Source organism: Roseovarius bejariae (genome assembly GCF_009669325.1).
Classification (GTDB): domain Bacteria; phylum Pseudomonadota; class Alphaproteobacteria; order Rhodobacterales; family Rhodobacteraceae; genus Roseovarius; species Roseovarius bejariae.
In genome coordinates, this window is sequence record NZ_SZWE01000001.1 from 2,287,590 (window position 1) to 2,303,550 (window position 15,961).

Below are 15,961 nucleotides of genomic sequence, written 5' to 3' on the forward strand. Positions count from 1 at the left end.
CTTCGCAAAGCGCGAAATGCCGATCCGGATGTCACAAAAGGATTGATCGCAATCGCGAATTGGTCTCGGATGTGCCTGCACCGGATGCCGGCGCCTGCCCCACGGGGCGGGGCCCGTCCGCGCACCCAACAACGAAAGGGTCGGTAACGGCCTGGTCAAAGAACCAACGGGAGAACCAAGATTATGACGCTGAAATCCAAATTGATGTCGGCCGTGGCCGGTGTGGCCATGCTGTCGGGCGCAAGCGCGGCCAGCGCGCAAGAGATCACCGTGGGCTATTTCCTCGAATGGCCGATGCCCTTCCAATACGCCAAGGTCGAAGGCATGTACGACGAGGCGCTGGGCATGACCGTCAACTGGCGCGCCTTCGATACCGGCACGGCGATGAGTGCGGCCATGGCCAGCGGCGACGTGCAGCTTTCGGTCAGCCAAGGGGTGCCGCCCTTCGTGGTCGCCACCAGCGCCGGGCAGGATTTGCAGGCCGTGGATGTGGCCGTGTCCTATGCCGACAATGACAACTGTGTCGTGGCCGAGGCGCTTGAGATCGACAAGACCAACGCCGGGGAACTGGCGGGCAAGAAGGTGGCCGTGCCGCTGGGCACTGCGGCGCACTATGGGTTCCTCAAGCAGATGAACCATTTCGGCGTCGATCTGGCCAGCATGGATGTTGTCAACATGGCCCCGCCCGAGGGGGCAGCGGCCATCGCGCAGGGCGCGGTTGACATGTTCTGCGGCTGGGGCGGCAGCCTGCGCCGCGCGCTGGAGCACGGCAATGTCCTGCTGACCGGTGCGGAAAAGGAAGATCTGGGCATTCTGGTGTTTGACGTGACCAGTGGCCCGGCCGATTACATTGCCGAAAACCCCGAAGTCGTGGCGGCCTTCCTCAAGGTGACGGCGGACGCCAATGCCATGTGGGCTGATCCGGCGAACCGCGACAAGATGCTGCCGGTGATCGCCAAGGACAGCGGCATGGACGTGGAGGCCACAGCGGCCACCATCGACACCTTCGTCTTCCCGCCGGTGGATGAGCAACTGACCGAGAAATGGCTCGGCGGTGGCGCACAGGAGTTCATGAAGGGTGTGGCCGACGTCTTCGTCGAGGCCGGAAGCATCGATGCCGCGCTGGATACCTATGAAAGCAACGTGAACATCGGGCCGCTTGAGCAAGCCCACGGGATGTAATCCCGATTGTCACGTGGCGCGGGCCGGGGCACCCCTTGGCCCGCGCCATACCTGTTTATCAAAAAACAACAACGGGGGGCGGGGATGTCGACGCTATCCATCGAAAATATCTCGATGCGCTTTGACCTGCCGAATGGCGGGCATGTGCAGGCCTTGAAGGACGTCAGTCTTGAAATCAAGACCGGCGAATTGATGAGCGTGCTGGGGCCCTCGGGCTGTGGCAAGACCACGCTTTTGAACATCGTGGCGGGGTTTCTGGCCCCGACCGAAGGCAAGATCATGCTGAACGATCACCTGGTCACCGGGCCTGATGCCGAACGCGGCATGGTCTTTCAGCAAGGCGCGCTGTTCGAATGGATGAGCGTCCGCGACAACGTGAGTTTCGGGCCGCGCATGGCGGGCAAGCGTGAAAAGGAATGGGCCGGGACGGTCGATCACCTGCTGGACGTGGTGGGGTTGCAGGACTTCAAGGAAAAGGCGGTTTATGAACTCTCGGGCGGGATGCAGCAGCGCGTGGCGCTGGCCCGTTGCCTTGCCAATGACCCCGACGTGATCCTGATGGACGAACCCTTGGGCGCGCTGGATGCGCTGACCCGTGAAAAGATGCAGGGGCTTGTCCTGAAGCTGTGGAAGGAAACCGGCAAGACGATCATCCTGATCACCCACTCGGTCGAAGAGGCGCTTTTGCTGGGCGAACGGTTGCTGGTCATGGCCCCGCGCCCGGGACGCATCCACAAGGAATATCGCCTGCCCTTCGCCGATGATGGCGTGGGCAAAGACCTGCGCGAGGTCAAGAAGAACCCCGAGTTCGGGCAAAAGCGCGAGGAGATCCTGTCGATGATCTGGGACATGGAAGAAGAGATCATGGGCCGCACCGAGGAGGCTTCGGCATGATTATCCTGATTATCTACGTCGCGATCTTTACGGCGGCCTTTTTCGTGGTGCGTTTCGGCGTCAGCAAATTCCGCCAGATGCAGGATTTCACCTCTCTCAAGACGGTGACCTTCGGCGACGAAAGCGCGGTAAAACCGGATCGCTGGGCCAGCGTGATTTCCATTGTCACGATCTTTTTGCTCTGGGGGGCCTTTACCGGGTCGAAATGGGTGCCCGTCCATGCCCCCGGCCCCTTCGTGGGCGAGACCCAGTTCACCTATACGCTGGAGGCCCCGGACGGCGCCCGCGACGATGCCACGGTCTATGCCCGTGTTTTCGAGGTGGGCGAAGATGCCGACGAACCCGAGGTCGATCCCGGCGATGGCTTTGCCAAGAACGACGGGATCAAGGTGGGCGCGTGGCGCTCCGAGCTGTTGTTGATGGACAAGAACGACGAGGTGAAGCGCAAGGAAGGCGCCAAGATCGTGGCGATTGACGGTCAGCCCGTCGCGCCCGGTGAGACTGTCCGCGTGGCCGACGGGTCGGTCGCGATCACCTCCAAGGGCTCGATCAACTTCAGCCCCGCCAAGGGCATGCAGATGGAGCCGATCTGGCTGCCTTCGCCCGAGGCCGTGGTGGCCCGCGTGGGCGAAATCGCCAGCGAAGGCTATCAGAACTTTACCCTGTGGCAGCACCTTTTCTGGTCGCTCTTCCGGGTGATCGTGGGCTTTATCATCGGCGCGGCAGTGGGCATTCCGCTGGGCTATGCCATGGGGCTTTCTGACTGGTTCCGCGGTTGGTTCGACCCGATCGTCGAATTCATGCGCCCGGTGCCGCCCTTGGCCCTGATCCCGCTGGTGATCATCTGGGCGGGCATCGGCGAGTCGGGCAAGATCATCCTGCTGTTCCTTGCGGCGCTGTGGATCATGACCATCTCGGCGCGTGCGGGCGTGTCCGGCGTGGCGATCTCCAAGGTGCACGCGGCCTATTCGCTGGGCGCCAGCAAATGGCAACTGATGCGCCACGTGATCGTCCCGAATTCCCTGCCGGAAATATTCACCGGCGCGCGGGTGGCGATGGGGGTTTGCTGGGGCACCGTGGTGGCCGCCGAACTTGTCGCCGCCGAAAAGGGCGCGGGCATGATGGTGATGGTCGCCAGCCGCTTCCAGAACACCGACATCGTGATCATGGGGATCATCCTGATCGGGATCATCGGCTATGGCATCGACATACTGATGCGCAAGGCCGAGGCATGGCTCGTGCCGTGGAAGGGCCGTATCTGACCCCGGCCACATCGGCGAAAAACGGCCCGGTGCGCACGTCGCCCGGGCCGTTTTGCCTTTGGACAAAGCCACGTGTTGTTGCGCTGGTGGCCATGCTGTAATGAAAGCCCCAGTTTGTACGAGAGGATGCCGCGATGAGCGATGAGACGCTGTTTGGAACCGACGGGGTGCGGGGCGAGGCCAATTCATGGCCGATGACCGCGGAGGTGGCGATGAAACTCGCCGCGGCGGCGGGCCGGTATTTCCGGCGCGACCAACAGGAACACCGCGTGGTGATCGGCAAGGACACGCGGCTTTCGGGCTACATGATCGAAAACGCGCTGACGGCGGGGTTCACCTCGACGGGGATGAACGTGTTTCTTCTGGGGCCGGTGCCGACACCGGCCATCGGCTACCTGACGCATTCGATGCGCGCCGACGTGGGCGTGATGATCTCGGCCAGTCATAACCCGGCCACTGACAACGGGATCAAGTTTTTCGGTCCCGATGGGTTCAAGCTCTCGGACGAGGCCGAGGCTGAAATCATGGAGCTTTACCGCGCGGGGGTTTCGCTTGCCAATCCCGAGGCCATCGGGCGCGCCCGGCGGCTTGAGGATGCGCGCGGGCGCTACGTGGAATATGCCAAGACAACCTTCCCCCGACGCCTGCGCCTTGACGGGCTGCGCATCGTTCTGGATTGCGCCAATGGCGCGGCCTATAACGCCGCGCCCAAGGTGCTTTGGGAACTGGGCGCCGAGGTGATCCCCATCGGCGTGTCGCCCGACGGCTTCAACATCAACGAAAAATGCGGCTCCACCCATCCGCAGGTGGCGGCCCAACGGGTGCGCGAGACCCGCGCCGACCTGGGGATTTGCCTTGATGGCGATGCCGACCGGGTGATCCTGATCGATGAGACAGGCCAGATCGCCGATGGTGATCAGATCATGGGCCTGATTGCCACGCGCTGGGCCGAGGAAGGGCGGCTTTCGGGCAATGCCCTTGTGGCGACGGTGATGTCGAACCTCGGGCTGGAACGCTATCTCGAAACCCGTGGTATCGCGCTTGAACGCACCAAGGTTGGTGACCGCTATGTCGTTGAGCGGATGCGCGAAGGCGGGTTCAACCTTGGGGGCGAACAATCCGGCCATATCGTGATGACCGATTATGCCACCACCGGCGATGGGCTGATCGGGGCGCTGCAATTCCTGTCGGCCATGGTGGAAACCGGCGACAAGGCCAGCACCCTGACCCGCGTGTTCGATCCGTTGCCCCAAAAGCTGGTCAACCTGCGCTATGCGCTGGGCAAGGCCCCGTTGGAACAGGACGCCGTGCAGGAGGCCATAACGCAGGCCGAATCGCGCCTCGGCCGGGCCGGGCGTCTCTTGATCCGCAAATCCGGGACCGAGCCGCTGATCCGGGTCATGGGCGAGGCCGAGGACATGGGCCTTCTCGAAGATGTGCTGGAGAAAGTCGTCAGCGAGGTGCGCGCGGCCTGTTGACCGCCTGGTTACGGCGCGCGCCACCCCGCGCGGCGGACCTCACCCACCAAGGATTGCGCCGAAACCTGTGGCAGGGGCACAAGTCCAAGCAGCTTGGATACATCCATTTCGAGGGTCTTCAGGGCATGGGCCGGGGCCGCCCGCGTCTCAAACGGCACCTGTGCCGCGTGCAGGATCGCATCCATACCCACCAATCCCGGGCTTGCCACGTTCAGGATAGGCGGCAGTGTCAGCGCCGGGTCGAGCAGGCGGGTCAACACATGGGCCAGCGTTTCAGGGCCGATATAGCTTCGGCGCGGGCCGTGGCCATCGGGAAAGCGGTCCAACGTCACCGGCCCGTTTTGCGCCGCGCGAAACAGGCTGTCGCAGCCCGCGACATTGCCAAGGCGCAGGCAGGTCACACCGGGCAGCCCGGACAGCGCGATTTCCATGGCGCGTTTGGCCCTGCCATAGGGGGCCGTCGGCTTGCATGGCGTGGCCTCATTCACGCGCGCGCTGTCGGTGCCATAGACCGCTTGGGTCGAGGCCACCAAGACACGTTCGATGCCAGCGGTTTTCGCCGCCTCCACCGCCGCCAGTGCCAGGTCGGTGTTGCGTTCAAGGGCTGTGTCATCGCCGTCCGTCACCCCCGCCAGAACGACCATCCCCGAAATTCCCCGCGGCAAGGGCGGTGGGGCAGACCCCAGAATATCCCACTCCAACGCTTGGCCGGGATACCCCGCGATGACAGGGCGGGCCGTGCCGGGGCGGTGTTGCCAGAGACCTGCCCCATCGGGCCAGACCTTTGCCAAGGCCCGGCCGACCTTGCCGGTCGCGCCCAGAATCAGGGGGCCAGTGGCGTCAGTGTGGGCGGTCACAGGGGGCTCCGGTTGCGGGTTTTGCATTGGCACGGCTTATACCATGCGTTGACTGTGGTCTATCAGGTTACACGCTAAGGCATAGAGTTGACAGCGCGGCGGCAAAGCGGATAGCTGCACCCTTCACAAGGTCGATCCAGTCCCTGCCATCCCCGCAATCGGGATGGCCGCGCCGGTCGGCCTCAAAGACAGGGGCTCATGTGCAGGGGCCTTCAGTGTGGTAAGAGGCGCCCCATATGACGCTGTCAAAGCGTGGTTTCGATCTTGGTTTGTTGATCCTGTTGTCGGTGGTGCTTGTCCCGCTGCTTGCGATCCTCGTGATCCTCATGCTGATCCGGGGGGAGCGTCCGATTTTTTTCGGGGCCGAGCGGATGCATGACCCCACAACGCGTTTTACCCTGTGGAAACTGCGAACCATGACGCCCGACCACAACGACAAGGGGGTATCGGGGGGCGACAAACGTGACCGGATCACGCCCATGGGCCACCGGCTGCGCCGGACGCGGATGGATGAACTGCCGCAGATGTGGAACATCCTGCGCGGCGACATCAGTTTTGTCGGCCCGCGCCCGCCGCTGCCCCGTTATGTGCAGCAGTTTCCCGACGTTTATGGTGAGGTTCTGCGCTCACGCCCCGGTGTGACGGGGCTGGCGACGCTGGTCTTTGCTTCGCATGAGGAGGCGCTTTTGCGCGGTTGCACGACGCCCGAGCAAACCGAACGCGTTTACGTTCGGCGCTGCGTGCCCCGCAAGGCGCGCATCGACCTTCTCTATCAGAAGAATCAGGGGCTTTGTCTGGATGCTTATCTGGTCGCCCTGACGGCGGGGCGGTTCCTTGGGCTGGTGGGCCGCAAGGGGCGCCTTCCCCGTCGCCGGGGAAGGCCGCAATCACCTTGATCAGAAGCTGTAGCTGACGCCGAAGTTGACCGCGTGGGTCACGATGTCGGTGCTCAGTTTGCCCGGGGCGGTGCCGGCCGGGGCGTCGATGGTCAGGTCGTTATCCGACCATGTGACCTGATATTCGCCGAACAGGGCCCAATCCTGGTTCAACTCGTATTTCAGGCCCGCGATCCCGCGTGCGGCAAGGCCGGTGGTTTCATACCCGAAGGTGCGCACCGAGCCAGCCGCCAGGGGCTGAACATCGACGTGCGGCATGGCAATACCAAGGCCCGCCCCCACGTAGGGGGTGAACTTGGGCGTCTTGGCAAAGGCGCCGGGCCAGCGTTTCATCACGTTGGCGGTGATGATGTTGTGACCGTCCGACATCTCAAGCTTGCTGACACCGATCGCCGCCATGGAGGCGGCATCGGCATAGGCTTTGGCGTGGGTCAGTTCCAGGCCGAACCCGAGGTTGTTGGCCGTCCACCAAGTCCCGCGGGCCCCGTAATAAAAGGGATTCTCCAGCGGTTTCCCTTCCCAGTTGACCGACCGGTTGACCGGGGCGCCACCGGGCAGGCTGCCCGAAATCGTGCTGTCCTGCACGCTTTGCACACCCATGTAGAGGCTCAGCTCCATCTCGGCGGCGACGGGCGCGGCGACAAGGCTCGCTGTGGCGGCTGCAATCGCGGTTTTGGTAAGGCGTTTCATGGGCGTGACCCTTCCAGTTTAACGGTTTTTCGAGGATTTCCTTACACCCGCCGAAGGGGCCCGACAAGCGCGACACATGGGCACGCGCATACGGTGTCACAAGCGCGACACATCAGCACCACCTTGAAATCGGCGACATTGCGCACTGGACTGCCCCTCAAAGCCCCGCTAAACAGCGCGCCAGTAGGCTTTTCCAATCGAAAGGCCCGCGAATCCGTATGTGGCCGGTCCCGGCTTTGAGAATGGAGAAAACCTCGTGTCCCACGCAGAAGATCACGAAGGCACCCGTAGGGATTTCCTCTACTACGCCACCGCCGGTGCAGGTGCCGTAACCGCAGGGGCCGCCGTTTGGCCTCTGGTCAATCAGATGAACCCCTCCGCCGATGTTCAGGCGCTCAGCTCGATCCGGGTTGACGTGTCGGGCCTCTCGGAAGGCAGCCAAGTAACGGTGAAATGGCTGGGCAAGCCGGTTTTCATCCGCCGCCGCACCCCCCCCGAGATCGAACAGGCCCGCGCCGTGTCGCTGGATGACCTGCCCGACAAGATCGCGCGGAACAACAACATCGCAGGCGAAGTGCCCGCCACCGACGAAAACCGCGCGCTGGACGAAAGCGGCGAGTGGTTGGTGCAGATGGGCGTTTGCACGCACCTTGGCTGTGTCCCGCTGAACGACGCGGGCGATTATGTCGGCCCCGAAGGCGTCGGCGGCTGGTTCTGCCCCTGCCACGGCTCGCACTACGACAGCGCCGGGCGCATCCGCAAAGGGCCCGCGCCGGAAAACCTGCCGGTGCCGGTGGCCGAATTCGTCGACGAAACGACGATCCAACTGGGATAAGGAAACGCGCACATGTCCGGAATTCCGCACGATCACTACGAGCCCAAGACGGGCGGCGAGAAATGGCTTCATTCGCGCCTGCCCATCGTCGGCCTGCTGTATGACACCATCATGATCCCCACACCCAAGAACCTGAACTGGATGTGGATCTGGGGGATCGTCCTCACGTTCTGCCTTGCCTTGCAGATCATCACCGGCATCATCCTCGTGATGCACTACACGCCGCATGTCGACCTGGCCTTCGCCAGCATCGAACACATCATGCGCAACGTGAACGGCGGCCACATGATCCGCTACCTGCACATGAACGGGGCATCGCTGTTCTTCCTTGCCGTTTACCTGCACATCTTCCGCGGTCTCTACTACGGGTCCTACAAGGCCCCGCGCGAGATCACGTGGATCATCGGCATGTTGATCTATCTGTGCATGATGGGCACCGCCTTCATGGGCTATGTTCTGCCCTGGGGTCAGATGTCGTTCTGGGGGGCAACGGTGATCACCGGCCTCTTCGGCGCCATTCCCTTCATCGGTGAATCGATCCAGACATGGCTTCTGGGCGGACCGGCGGTGGATAATGCCACGCTGAACCGCTTCTTCTCGCTGCACTACCTGCTGCCCTTCGTGATCGCCGCTCTTGTGGCCGTTCACATCTGGGCGTTCCACACCACGGGCAACAACAACCCCACTGGTGTCGAAGTGCGCCGCGGTTCCAAGGCCGAGGCCGAGAAAGACACCGTGCCGTTCTGGCCCTACTTCGTGATCAAGGACCTCTTCGCACTGGCCCTGATCATGGTGATCTTCTTTGCCGTTGTCGGCTTCATGCCCAACTACCTGGGCCACCCCGACAACTACATCGAGGCCAACCCGCTTTCGACGCCTGCCCACATCGTGCCCGAATGGTACTTCCTGCCATTCTACGCGATCCTGCGGGCCTTCACCTCGGATGTCTGGGTGGTGATGTTCGCAAGCTGGATCACCGGCGGTATCGTCGACGCCAAGTTCTTCGGTGTGCTGGCGATGTTCGGCGCGATCATCGTGATGGCCCTGGCGCCTTGGCTCGACACCTCGTCGGTCCGCTCGGGTCGGTATCGTCCGATGTTCAAATGGTGGTTTGCCCTGCTCTGCGTCGATTTCGTGGTGCTGATGTGGGCCGGGGCCATGCCCGCCGAGCCGCCCTATTCGATCATCTCGCTGATCGGTGCGGCCTACTGGTTTGCTTACTTCCTGATCATCCTGCCCCTGCTTGGCGTGATCGAGAAACCGCAATCACAGCCCGAAACGATCGAAGACGACTTCGTTTCGCACTATCCGAAATCCGGCACGCCGGCTGAATAAGAAAGGAAACGGGATAATGTTCAAGAAACTCGCGATTTCCGCAGTTGCCGCCCTGACCCTTTCGACAGGTGTTGCCGTGGCGGCAGGTGGCGAAGGTCACATCGAAGATGTGGACTTCTCCTTCGAAGGGCCCTTCGGCACCTTCGACCAGAACCAGCTGCAACGCGGCCTTCAGGTCTATACCGAGGTCTGCTCGGCCTGCCACGGGATGCAATATGTGCCCCTGCGCACGCTGGCGGACGACGGCGGCCCGAGCCTGCCCGAGGATCAGATGCGCGCCTACGCGGCCCAGTTCGAAGTGTTCGACCCGGAGTTGGACGACTTTCGTGCCGCCAAGCCGACCGATCACTTCCCCGGTTCGAACCTTGAAAACGCCCCCGACCTTAGCCTGATGGCCAAGGCGCGGGCCGGGTTCCACGGGCCTGTTGGCACCGGTCTGAACCAGTTGTTCAAAGGTATGGGCGGCCCGGAATACATCGTGTCGATTCTCACCAGCTACACCGGCGAAACCAAAACCCAGGCGGGCGTGACCCTCTATGAGAACACCGCCTTTCCGGGGGGCTGGATCGCGATGGCCCCGCCGCTTTACGGTGAAGATGTCGAGTATGCCGATGGCCACTCCAACAGCATGCACCACGAGGCCGAAGATGTCGCCGCCTTCCTGATGTGGGCCGCCGAACCCAAGATGATGGCGCGCAAGCAGGCCGGTCTGACCGGGGTGATCTTCCTCACCGTGCTGACCGTGCTGCTCTATCTCACGAACAAGCGGATCTGGGCCCCGATCAAGGGTAAGCGCACCAGCTAAGCGCGGCTCGACCGTCAAAACGGATCAACCCCCGCAGGCCCGCCTGCGGGGGTTTTTCGTGGTGCATTATGAAACTGTCACACTGACGGGTTAGGGCGGCAGGAAAAGGACCACCGCCAATGACCAAGCTTTCCGCCGATACGCCCACCGTTCACCCCGATTGCGACATCACCGAGACGACCTTCGGGGCCTTTACCGAAATCGGGCGCGGCAGCCGCGTGGCGCATTCGGTTGTGGGGGACTATTCCTATTGCGACCGCTATTGCGACATCGCCAACGCCCGGATCGGCAATTTCGCCAATATCGCCAGCTTCACCCGCATCGGCGCCACCGACCATCCGCTGGACCGTGCCAGTCTGCACCACTTCATGTACCGCTCGGCCAGCTATTGGGAGGATGCCCAAGACGATGCGGATTGGTTCGACCACCGTCGCAGTCGTCTGGCCCATATCGGCCATGACACATGGATTGGCCACAACGCGCAAATCAAGCCCGAGGTCACCATAGGCCATGGGGCCGTCGTGGCCTCTGGTGCCGTGGTAACGCGCGATGTGGCGCCTTACACCATCGTTGCGGGCCTTCCCGCCAAACCTGTTCGTGATCGCCTGCCGCCGGCCATCGCCGAGCGCCTTGTCGCGCTTGGCTGGTGGGACTGGAGCCATGACCGCTTGCGCTCTGCCCTGGATGATTTCCGCAGCCTCCCCGCCGAGGCGTTCCTTGAGAAACACGGCGGGTGATGCTTGGGGTCGTGACGCATCGGGTTAAAGCCTTCGTCGCATAAAGCCATCTTGCAATCCATCTCACGCTTGTCGCTGGGGGCACTCTTGCGCGGGTCTCTTAATATCGTCTTAGGCCACCGACCGCTGCACTTCTTTCCGGGGGAGGTCTGTACAGCTTGTACAGACGCCCTTTGTCGCCCCCCGATTTCTGTACAGAAGTGCCGTACAAGGCGTAGAAGTTGTACAGTTTCGTACGACTCGTACGAAAGTCTGACGTGGCCCGCGGTTTTTCGTACGAAACTCGGGCATGGAGCGTACGACTCGTACGAAACCCAAAAGGGGGCGACCTTGAGGCCACCCCCGGATTAGGTGCTCAAAAATGATGGGGATAAGGAATGGCCTTTGTGCTACTCCGACTCTGCAACAGGATCATGACATGTCCGCCTCGTTCAGCGTCAGGGTGACCCGGTCCCCGGCAAACCACGTGCGTCCATACTCGATCGGTCGCCCGTCCTCGTCCACGTTGATGCCCACCGTCCGCAAGATCGGCGCAGCTTCCGGGATGCGCAGGTGCAGGGCCTGCGTCGGGCTGGCCAGCTTTGCCGTGAGTTGTGTCGAGGATCGGGTATAATCCTTTATTCCCAAGTGCTTGAGGGCGGCGGTCACCGATCTTTTTTGTTGCAGGATTTGCGGAAGGCCGGGGAATCTTTCCGCCGGAAAGACGCTTCGAAACAGGGCAATTGGCTGTGCATCGGCCAGCGACAACCCGTCATAGACATGAACCTGATCGCCTTGGTCGAGGGATAGCGCCTCGGCCTCCCGCGCATCGCAGGCGCGGGTTTCAAGCGACAGGATTTCCTTGGCCGGCATCCGCCCCGCGGCCTGTAGATTCCGGTGAAACCGCACCCTGCGCCCAATCGGATACTCCGCCGGCACCATCGCCACGAACACCCCGGCCCCCCGTCTGGCGTGCACAATTCCATCCTCGGCCAACTGCCCCAAGGCCCGCCGGACCGTGTGCCGGTTGACTCCAAAGCGCTTGGACAAGGCAGCCTCGGTCGGAAGCTTGTCACCGGGTTGGTAATGGCCTTCGGCGATATCCGTGCTCAGGCTGCTGTGTATGGATTTCCAGATCGGGGTTGTCTTGGTCATGTCATGAAAACTTCACGCCAGTGGGGATTGCCGGAAAACGGGGAATCGGATAATGATTTGTCTAGTTGTATAGGATATTAGACAAATCCGCAAGGTGTCTAGATGATCGAAGTAAACGCGCGAAAACACTGGATGAGCCTTCTTGCCAAGGCCGACCCACAAGATCTTGCGGCGCTATGGGGCGACCTGTCGCTGGAGACCGCCTTCACCTACCTGCGCGCCCCCGAGGTCGGCGGCGTTATGGTTCGTGGCCGCGCCGGGGCTACGGGCGCGCCCTTCAACCTGGGTGAAATGACCGTGACACGCTGCTCGGTTCAGGTGCAGGGCGGTGAGGTCGGGCACGCCTATGTGCAGGGCCGGGACAAGACCCATGCCACACAGGCGGCGGTGATTGATGCGCTGATGCAAACCGACCTCGCCGACCGTTTGCGCGACAGCGTGCTTGAGCCGTTGAGTGACAAACATGAACAGGCCCGCGCGGCCCGTGCCGCCCGCGCCGCGGCCACGAAGGTGGATTTCTTTACCATGGTTCGGGGGGAAGACTGATGCAGACCGATGCCTTGCAAGGTGGGTTTACCGATGCCCCGGTTCAGGCCGCTCAGGCCTTTCGCGCGGCGATGAATGCAATGGCCCGTCCGGGACGGATCGAGCCTATGGATTCGGCGCAACCGCCTGCGCCGATGTCCCCCGCAGCGGGGACCCTGATCCTGACGTTATGTGACCCGGAGACACCTGTTTTTCTTGGGGATACACATGATACCCCTGCCATTCGCGACTGGATCACCTTCCACACTGGCGCACCGATTGTTTCAGCAGAAAACGCCATGTTCGCCGTGGGAGAGTGGTCCTCGCTTCAACCCTTGGAGCGGTTTGCGATCGGCACGCCGGAGTACCCCGACCGGTCGGCAACCTTGATTGTCGAAACCGAAGGTTTGCGCCCTGAAGGGGCAAGGCTGTCCGGCCCGGGTATCAAAGCGGTTGCGCAGCTTTCCTTGCCCGACCTCGCCCCGTTCCAGCGTAACGCGGCGCTTTTCCCCTTGGGGCTGGATTTCTTTTTCACCTCGGATTGCCAAGTCGCCGCGCTGCCGCGGTCGACAAAAGTGGAGGGGTTCTGATGTATGTTGCAGTCAAAGGTGGTGAACGCGCCATCGACAACGCCCATGCGTGGCTGGCCGAAGAGCGGCGGGGCGATACTTCGGTAGCGGACCTGTCGGTGGCACAAATACGTGAACAGCTTTCGCTGGCGGTCAACCGGGTGATGGCCGAAGGGTCGCTTTACGATCCCGACCTTGCAGCCTTGGCGATCAAGCAGGCGCGCGGCGACCTGATCGAGGCGATTTTCCTGATCCGGGCCTATCGCACCACGCTGCCCCGATTGGGCGCGTCGGAGCCTGTGGAGACCGCCGAGATGGCCTGTGACCGTCGGATTTCGGCCACCTTCAAGGATGCGCCGGGTGGTCAGGTCCTGGGCCCGACGTTTGATTACACGCACCGTTTGCTGGATTTCAAACTGGCCGCCGAAGGCGAGGTGCCGCAAGCGCCCGAGGCTGAACCGGCAGCGGGGCCGACACCGCATATTACCGGGTTCCTGAACCGCGAGGGGCTGATCCAGGCGGAGCCCGATTGCGACGATACCCCGCCTGACCTGACGCGCGAGCCGATGGAGCTTCCGGCGGACCGGGCCCTGCGCCTGCAATCCCTGAGCCGGGGGGATGAAGGGTTCATCCTGTCCATGGCCTATTCCACGCAGCGCGGATATGCCCGCAACCATGCCTTCGTGGGGGAATTGCGGATCGGGGCTGTTGCTGTCGAGATGGAGGTGCCGGAACTGGGCTTTGCCGTCGAGATTGGCGAGATCACCCTGACCGAGTGCGAGACCGTCAATCAGTTCACCGGCTCGAAAACCGAACCGGCGCAGTTCACCCGTGGGTATGGCCTTGTCTTCGGGCAAACCGAGCGCAAGGCGATTTCCATGGCGCTCGTCGATCGCGCGCTCCGTTGGAAGGAGCTGGGCGAGGAAGATCAGGGCGCCCCCGCACAGGACGAGGAATTCGTTCTGATGCATGCCGACAACATTCAGGCGACGGGGTTCCTGGAGCATATCAAGCTGCCGCATTACGTCGATTTCCAGTCCGAGTTGGAACTGGTGCGCAAGCTGCGGCGTGCGGCAGAAGACACATCCATGCCGGAGGCCGCGGAATGACCGAGCACGCCTACAACTTTGCCTATCTGGACGAACAGACCAAGCGAATGATCCGCCGCGCGATCCTCAAGGGGCTGGCCATTCCCGGCTACCAGGTGCCATTTGCCAGCCGCGAGATGCCGATGCCTTATGGCTGGGGCACGGGCGGGGTGCAGGTGAGCGCCGCGACCCTGACGCCCGAAGATACCTTCAAGGTGATCGACCAGGGAGCGGACGACACCACCAATGCGGTGTCGATCCGTAAATTCTTTGAGAAGACGGCGGGGGTCGAAACCACCGAGGAAACCGGAAAAGCCAGCGTGATTCAGACCCGGCACCGCATCCCGGAAACGCCTCTGAGCGAAGATCAGGTGCTTGTCTATCAGGTGCCGATCCCCGAGCCCCTGCGATTTCTGGAACCGCGCGAGACCGAGACGCGCAAGATGCACAGCCTTGAGGAATACGGGCTGATGCATGTGAAGTTGTATGAGGACATCAGCCAGCATGGTGCGATTGCCACTTCTTATGCCTATCCGGTGAAGGTGGAAGGACGTTATGTGATGGACCCGTCGCCCATCCCGAAATTCGACAATCCCAAGATGGCCGATTGCCCGGCGATCCAGTTGTTCGGCGCGGGACGGGAGCAGAGGATTTACGCCCTGCCGCCGTATACGCAGGTGGTCAGCCTTGATTTCGAAGATCATCCTTTTGATCCAAGCAAGGCCGATCATCCCTGTGATCTGTGCGGCTCCGAGGAAAGCTATCTGGACGAGGTCATCACCGACGACGCGGGGGGGCGCATGTTTGTTTGCTCGGATACCGATTATTGCCGCGCACGGCGCGAGGCAGGCCATGTGGGCGCGCAAATGGCCTCCATGGAAGAAGGGGCACAGGCATGAAACCGCTTTTACAGGTCAGCGATATTTCGAAATTCTACGGCACCCGACTTGGCTGCCGTGATGTCAGTTTTGACCTTTTTCCGGGAGAGGTCATGGGGATTGTCGGGGAGAGTGGCTCGGGGAAATCCACTCTTCTCGGCTGCCTCGCCGGTCAGTTAGCTCCTGATACCGGCGAGGTTTTGTTCGACACGCGGGCCGAGGGGCTGCGCGATACGCTGAGAATGTCCGAGCCCGAGCGCCGCATGTTGGCGCGGACCGACTGGGCCTTTGTGCATCAACACGCGCGGGAAGGCCTGCGCATGGGGGTAAGCGCGGGGGGCAACGTGGGCGAGCGCCTGATGGCGGTCGGTGCGCGGCACTACGGCGATATTCGGGACCAGGCCCTTGATTGGCTAGGCCGCGTCGAGATTTCCGAGGATCGGGTCGATGACAAGCCCACGGCGTTTTCCGGGGGGATGCAGCAGCGGTTGCAGATTGCCCGAAATCTGGTGACGGGGCCGCGTCTGGTGTTCATGGACGAGCCGACGGGGGGTCTGGATGTCAGCGTGCAGGCGCGTCTGCTGGACCTTCTGCGGGGGCTGGTGCGCGAAATGGGGCTTTCGGCCATCATCGTGACCCATGACCTCGCCGTGGTGCGCCTTCTGGCCGATAGGCTGATGGTGATGAAGGATGGCCACGTGGTGGAAACCGGCCTGACCGATCAGGTGCTGGATGATCCGCAGCATGGGTACACGCAGCTTCTGGTTTCCAGTGTGTTGCAGGTGTGATGGGGAAA

The 15,961-nt window shown here is 62.3% G+C and carries 17 protein-coding genes; 14 read left to right on the forward strand and 3 right to left on the reverse strand.

Annotated features, from left to right (window positions below):
* Window positions 1-183 precede the first annotated feature (183 nt).
* The 4 genes from FDP25_RS10965 to glmM all read left to right on the forward strand — a co-directional run bounded on the left by FDP25_RS10965 (window position 184) and on the right by glmM (window position 4,816).
* Window positions 184-1,182 carry a taurine ABC transporter substrate-binding protein gene (locus FDP25_RS10965; protein ID WP_154151644.1) on the forward strand — a complete coding sequence of 333 codons (999 nt, stop codon included), beginning with the start codon at window positions 184-186 and terminating at the stop codon, window positions 1,180-1,182.
* A gap of 84 nt (window positions 1,183-1,266) precedes the next feature.
* Entirely contained in the window at window positions 1,267-2,076 is an 810-nt protein-coding gene (locus FDP25_RS10970) for a taurine ABC transporter ATP-binding protein (RefSeq protein WP_154151646.1), read from the forward strand.
* Window positions 2,073-3,338 (forward strand): ABC transporter permease, encoded by a 1,266-nt coding sequence (locus tag FDP25_RS10975; protein ID WP_154151648.1) that lies wholly within the window; start codon window positions 2,073-2,075, stop codon window positions 3,336-3,338. Before FDP25_RS10970 ends, FDP25_RS10975 begins: the two co-directional genes overlap by 4 nt.
* A gap of 134 nt (window positions 3,339-3,472) precedes the next feature.
* Window positions 3,473-4,816: a phosphoglucosamine mutase gene (glmM, locus tag FDP25_RS10980; protein ID WP_154151650.1), complete on the forward strand. Its 1,344-nt coding sequence runs from the start codon at window positions 3,473-3,475 to the stop codon at window positions 4,814-4,816.
* Between the two features lie 8 nt (window positions 4,817-4,824).
* Here the strand turns inward: glmM and FDP25_RS10985 are convergent, their stop codons facing one another.
* Window positions 4,825-5,673, reverse strand: a complete 849-nt coding sequence (locus FDP25_RS10985) for an NAD-dependent epimerase/dehydratase family protein (protein ID WP_172982787.1) — start codon at window positions 5,671-5,673, stop codon at window positions 4,825-4,827.
* Between the two features lie 236 nt (window positions 5,674-5,909).
* On the opposite strand from FDP25_RS10985, the gene FDP25_RS10990 reads away from it, so the two are divergent.
* Window positions 5,910-6,569, forward strand: a complete 660-nt coding sequence (locus FDP25_RS10990; RefSeq protein WP_154151654.1) for a sugar transferase — start codon at window positions 5,910-5,912, stop codon at window positions 6,567-6,569.
* On the opposite strand, the gene FDP25_RS10995 is transcribed toward FDP25_RS10990, so the two are convergent.
* Entirely contained in the window at window positions 6,570-7,259 is a 690-nt protein-coding gene (locus FDP25_RS10995; protein ID WP_154151657.1) for an outer membrane protein, read from the reverse strand.
* Window positions 7,260-7,515: 256 nt separating this feature from the next.
* Here FDP25_RS10995 and petA point away from each other — a divergent pair, with 256 nt between their 5' ends.
* The 4 genes from petA to FDP25_RS11015 all read left to right on the forward strand — a co-directional run bounded on the left by petA (window position 7,516) and on the right by FDP25_RS11015 (window position 10,971).
* The gene (gene petA, locus FDP25_RS11000; RefSeq protein WP_343032026.1) at window positions 7,516-8,094 is read left to right on the forward strand and encodes a ubiquinol-cytochrome c reductase iron-sulfur subunit; all 579 of its coding nucleotides are present in this window, start codon (window positions 7,516-7,518) and stop codon (window positions 8,092-8,094) included.
* A gap of 12 nt (window positions 8,095-8,106) precedes the next feature.
* On the forward strand, window positions 8,107-9,429 hold the full coding sequence (gene petB, locus FDP25_RS11005; protein ID WP_154151659.1) for a cytochrome b: 1,323 nt from the start codon (window positions 8,107-8,109) through the stop codon (window positions 9,427-9,429).
* A gap of 16 nt (window positions 9,430-9,445) precedes the next feature.
* Window positions 9,446-10,234, forward strand: a complete 789-nt coding sequence (locus tag FDP25_RS11010) for a cytochrome c1 (protein ID WP_154151661.1) — start codon at window positions 9,446-9,448, stop codon at window positions 10,232-10,234.
* Between the two features lie 119 nt (window positions 10,235-10,353).
* Window positions 10,354-10,971 (forward strand): LbetaH domain-containing protein, encoded by a 618-nt coding sequence (locus FDP25_RS11015; RefSeq protein WP_154151663.1) that lies wholly within the window; start codon window positions 10,354-10,356, stop codon window positions 10,969-10,971.
* Window positions 10,972-11,382: 411 nt separating this feature from the next.
* Here the strand turns inward: FDP25_RS11015 and phnF are convergent, their stop codons facing one another.
* Window positions 11,383-12,105 carry a phosphonate metabolism transcriptional regulator PhnF gene (gene phnF / locus FDP25_RS11020; protein ID WP_154151665.1) on the reverse strand — a complete coding sequence of 241 codons (723 nt, stop codon included), beginning with the start codon at window positions 12,103-12,105 and terminating at the stop codon, window positions 11,383-11,385.
* 102 nt (window positions 12,106-12,207) lie between these two features.
* Here phnF and phnG point away from each other — a divergent pair, with 102 nt between their 5' ends.
* From phnG to phnK, 5 genes are read left to right on the forward strand one after another with little or no spacing between them, the layout of a single operon-like run.
* Window positions 12,208-12,651, forward strand: a complete 444-nt coding sequence (gene phnG, locus FDP25_RS11025) for a phosphonate C-P lyase system protein PhnG (RefSeq protein ID WP_154151667.1) — start codon at window positions 12,208-12,210, stop codon at window positions 12,649-12,651.
* On the forward strand, window positions 12,651-13,220 hold the full coding sequence (phnH, locus tag FDP25_RS11030) for a phosphonate C-P lyase system protein PhnH (protein WP_154151669.1): 570 nt from the start codon (window positions 12,651-12,653) through the stop codon (window positions 13,218-13,220). Before phnG ends, phnH begins: the two co-directional genes overlap by 1 nt.
* A complete protein-coding gene (locus tag FDP25_RS11035) occupies window positions 13,220-14,308 on the forward strand; it encodes a carbon-phosphorus lyase complex subunit (RefSeq protein ID WP_154151671.1) in 1,089 nt (362 codons plus the stop codon). Before phnH ends, FDP25_RS11035 begins: the two co-directional genes overlap by 1 nt.
* The gene (locus FDP25_RS11040; RefSeq protein ID WP_154151673.1) at window positions 14,305-15,186 is read left to right on the forward strand and encodes an alpha-D-ribose 1-methylphosphonate 5-phosphate C-P-lyase PhnJ; all 882 of its coding nucleotides are present in this window, start codon (window positions 14,305-14,307) and stop codon (window positions 15,184-15,186) included. Before FDP25_RS11035 ends, FDP25_RS11040 begins: the two co-directional genes overlap by 4 nt.
* Window positions 15,183-15,953 carry a phosphonate C-P lyase system protein PhnK gene (gene phnK / locus FDP25_RS11045; protein WP_154151675.1) on the forward strand — a complete coding sequence of 257 codons (771 nt, stop codon included), beginning with the start codon at window positions 15,183-15,185 and terminating at the stop codon, window positions 15,951-15,953. The genes FDP25_RS11040 and phnK overlap by 4 nt, the downstream gene beginning before the upstream one ends.
* The last annotated feature ends 8 nt before the right edge of the window (window positions 15,954-15,961 follow it).

What these genes read in the sequence shown, in the direction of transcription:
- FDP25_RS11010 (WP_154151661.1), top strand. Translation starts at nt 9,446, where the DNA reads ATGTTCAAGAAACTCGCGATTTCCGCAGTTGCCGCCCTGACCCTTTCG.
- phnG (WP_154151667.1), top strand. Translation starts at nt 12,208, where the DNA reads ATGATCGAAGTAAACGCGCGAAAACACTGGATGAGCCTTCTTGCCAAG.
- FDP25_RS11035 (WP_154151671.1), top strand. Translation starts at nt 13,220, where the DNA reads ATGTATGTTGCAGTCAAAGGTGGTGAACGCGCCATCGACAACGCCCAT.
- FDP25_RS10995 (WP_154151657.1), bottom strand. Translation starts at nt 7,259, where the DNA reads ATGAAACGCCTTACCAAAACCGCGATTGCAGCCGCCACAGCGAGCCTT.
- FDP25_RS10990 (WP_154151654.1), top strand. Translation starts at nt 5,910, where the DNA reads ATGACGCTGTCAAAGCGTGGTTTCGATCTTGGTTTGTTGATCCTGTTG.
- phnK (WP_154151675.1), top strand. Translation starts at nt 15,183, where the DNA reads ATGAAACCGCTTTTACAGGTCAGCGATATTTCGAAATTCTACGGCACC.
- FDP25_RS11040 (WP_154151673.1), top strand. Translation starts at nt 14,305, where the DNA reads ATGACCGAGCACGCCTACAACTTTGCCTATCTGGACGAACAGACCAAG.
- glmM (WP_154151650.1), top strand. Translation starts at nt 3,473, where the DNA reads ATGAGCGATGAGACGCTGTTTGGAACCGACGGGGTGCGGGGCGAGGCC.
- petB (WP_154151659.1), top strand. Translation starts at nt 8,107, where the DNA reads ATGTCCGGAATTCCGCACGATCACTACGAGCCCAAGACGGGCGGCGAG.
- FDP25_RS10975 (WP_154151648.1), top strand. Translation starts at nt 2,073, where the DNA reads ATGATTATCCTGATTATCTACGTCGCGATCTTTACGGCGGCCTTTTTC.
- FDP25_RS10965 (WP_154151644.1), top strand. Translation starts at nt 184, where the DNA reads ATGACGCTGAAATCCAAATTGATGTCGGCCGTGGCCGGTGTGGCCATG.
- FDP25_RS10970 (WP_154151646.1), top strand. Translation starts at nt 1,267, where the DNA reads ATGTCGACGCTATCCATCGAAAATATCTCGATGCGCTTTGACCTGCCG.
- FDP25_RS11015 (WP_154151663.1), top strand. Translation starts at nt 10,354, where the DNA reads ATGACCAAGCTTTCCGCCGATACGCCCACCGTTCACCCCGATTGCGAC.
- phnH (WP_154151669.1), top strand. Translation starts at nt 12,651, where the DNA reads ATGCAGACCGATGCCTTGCAAGGTGGGTTTACCGATGCCCCGGTTCAG.
- phnF (WP_154151665.1), bottom strand. Translation starts at nt 12,105, where the DNA reads ATGACCAAGACAACCCCGATCTGGAAATCCATACACAGCAGCCTGAGC.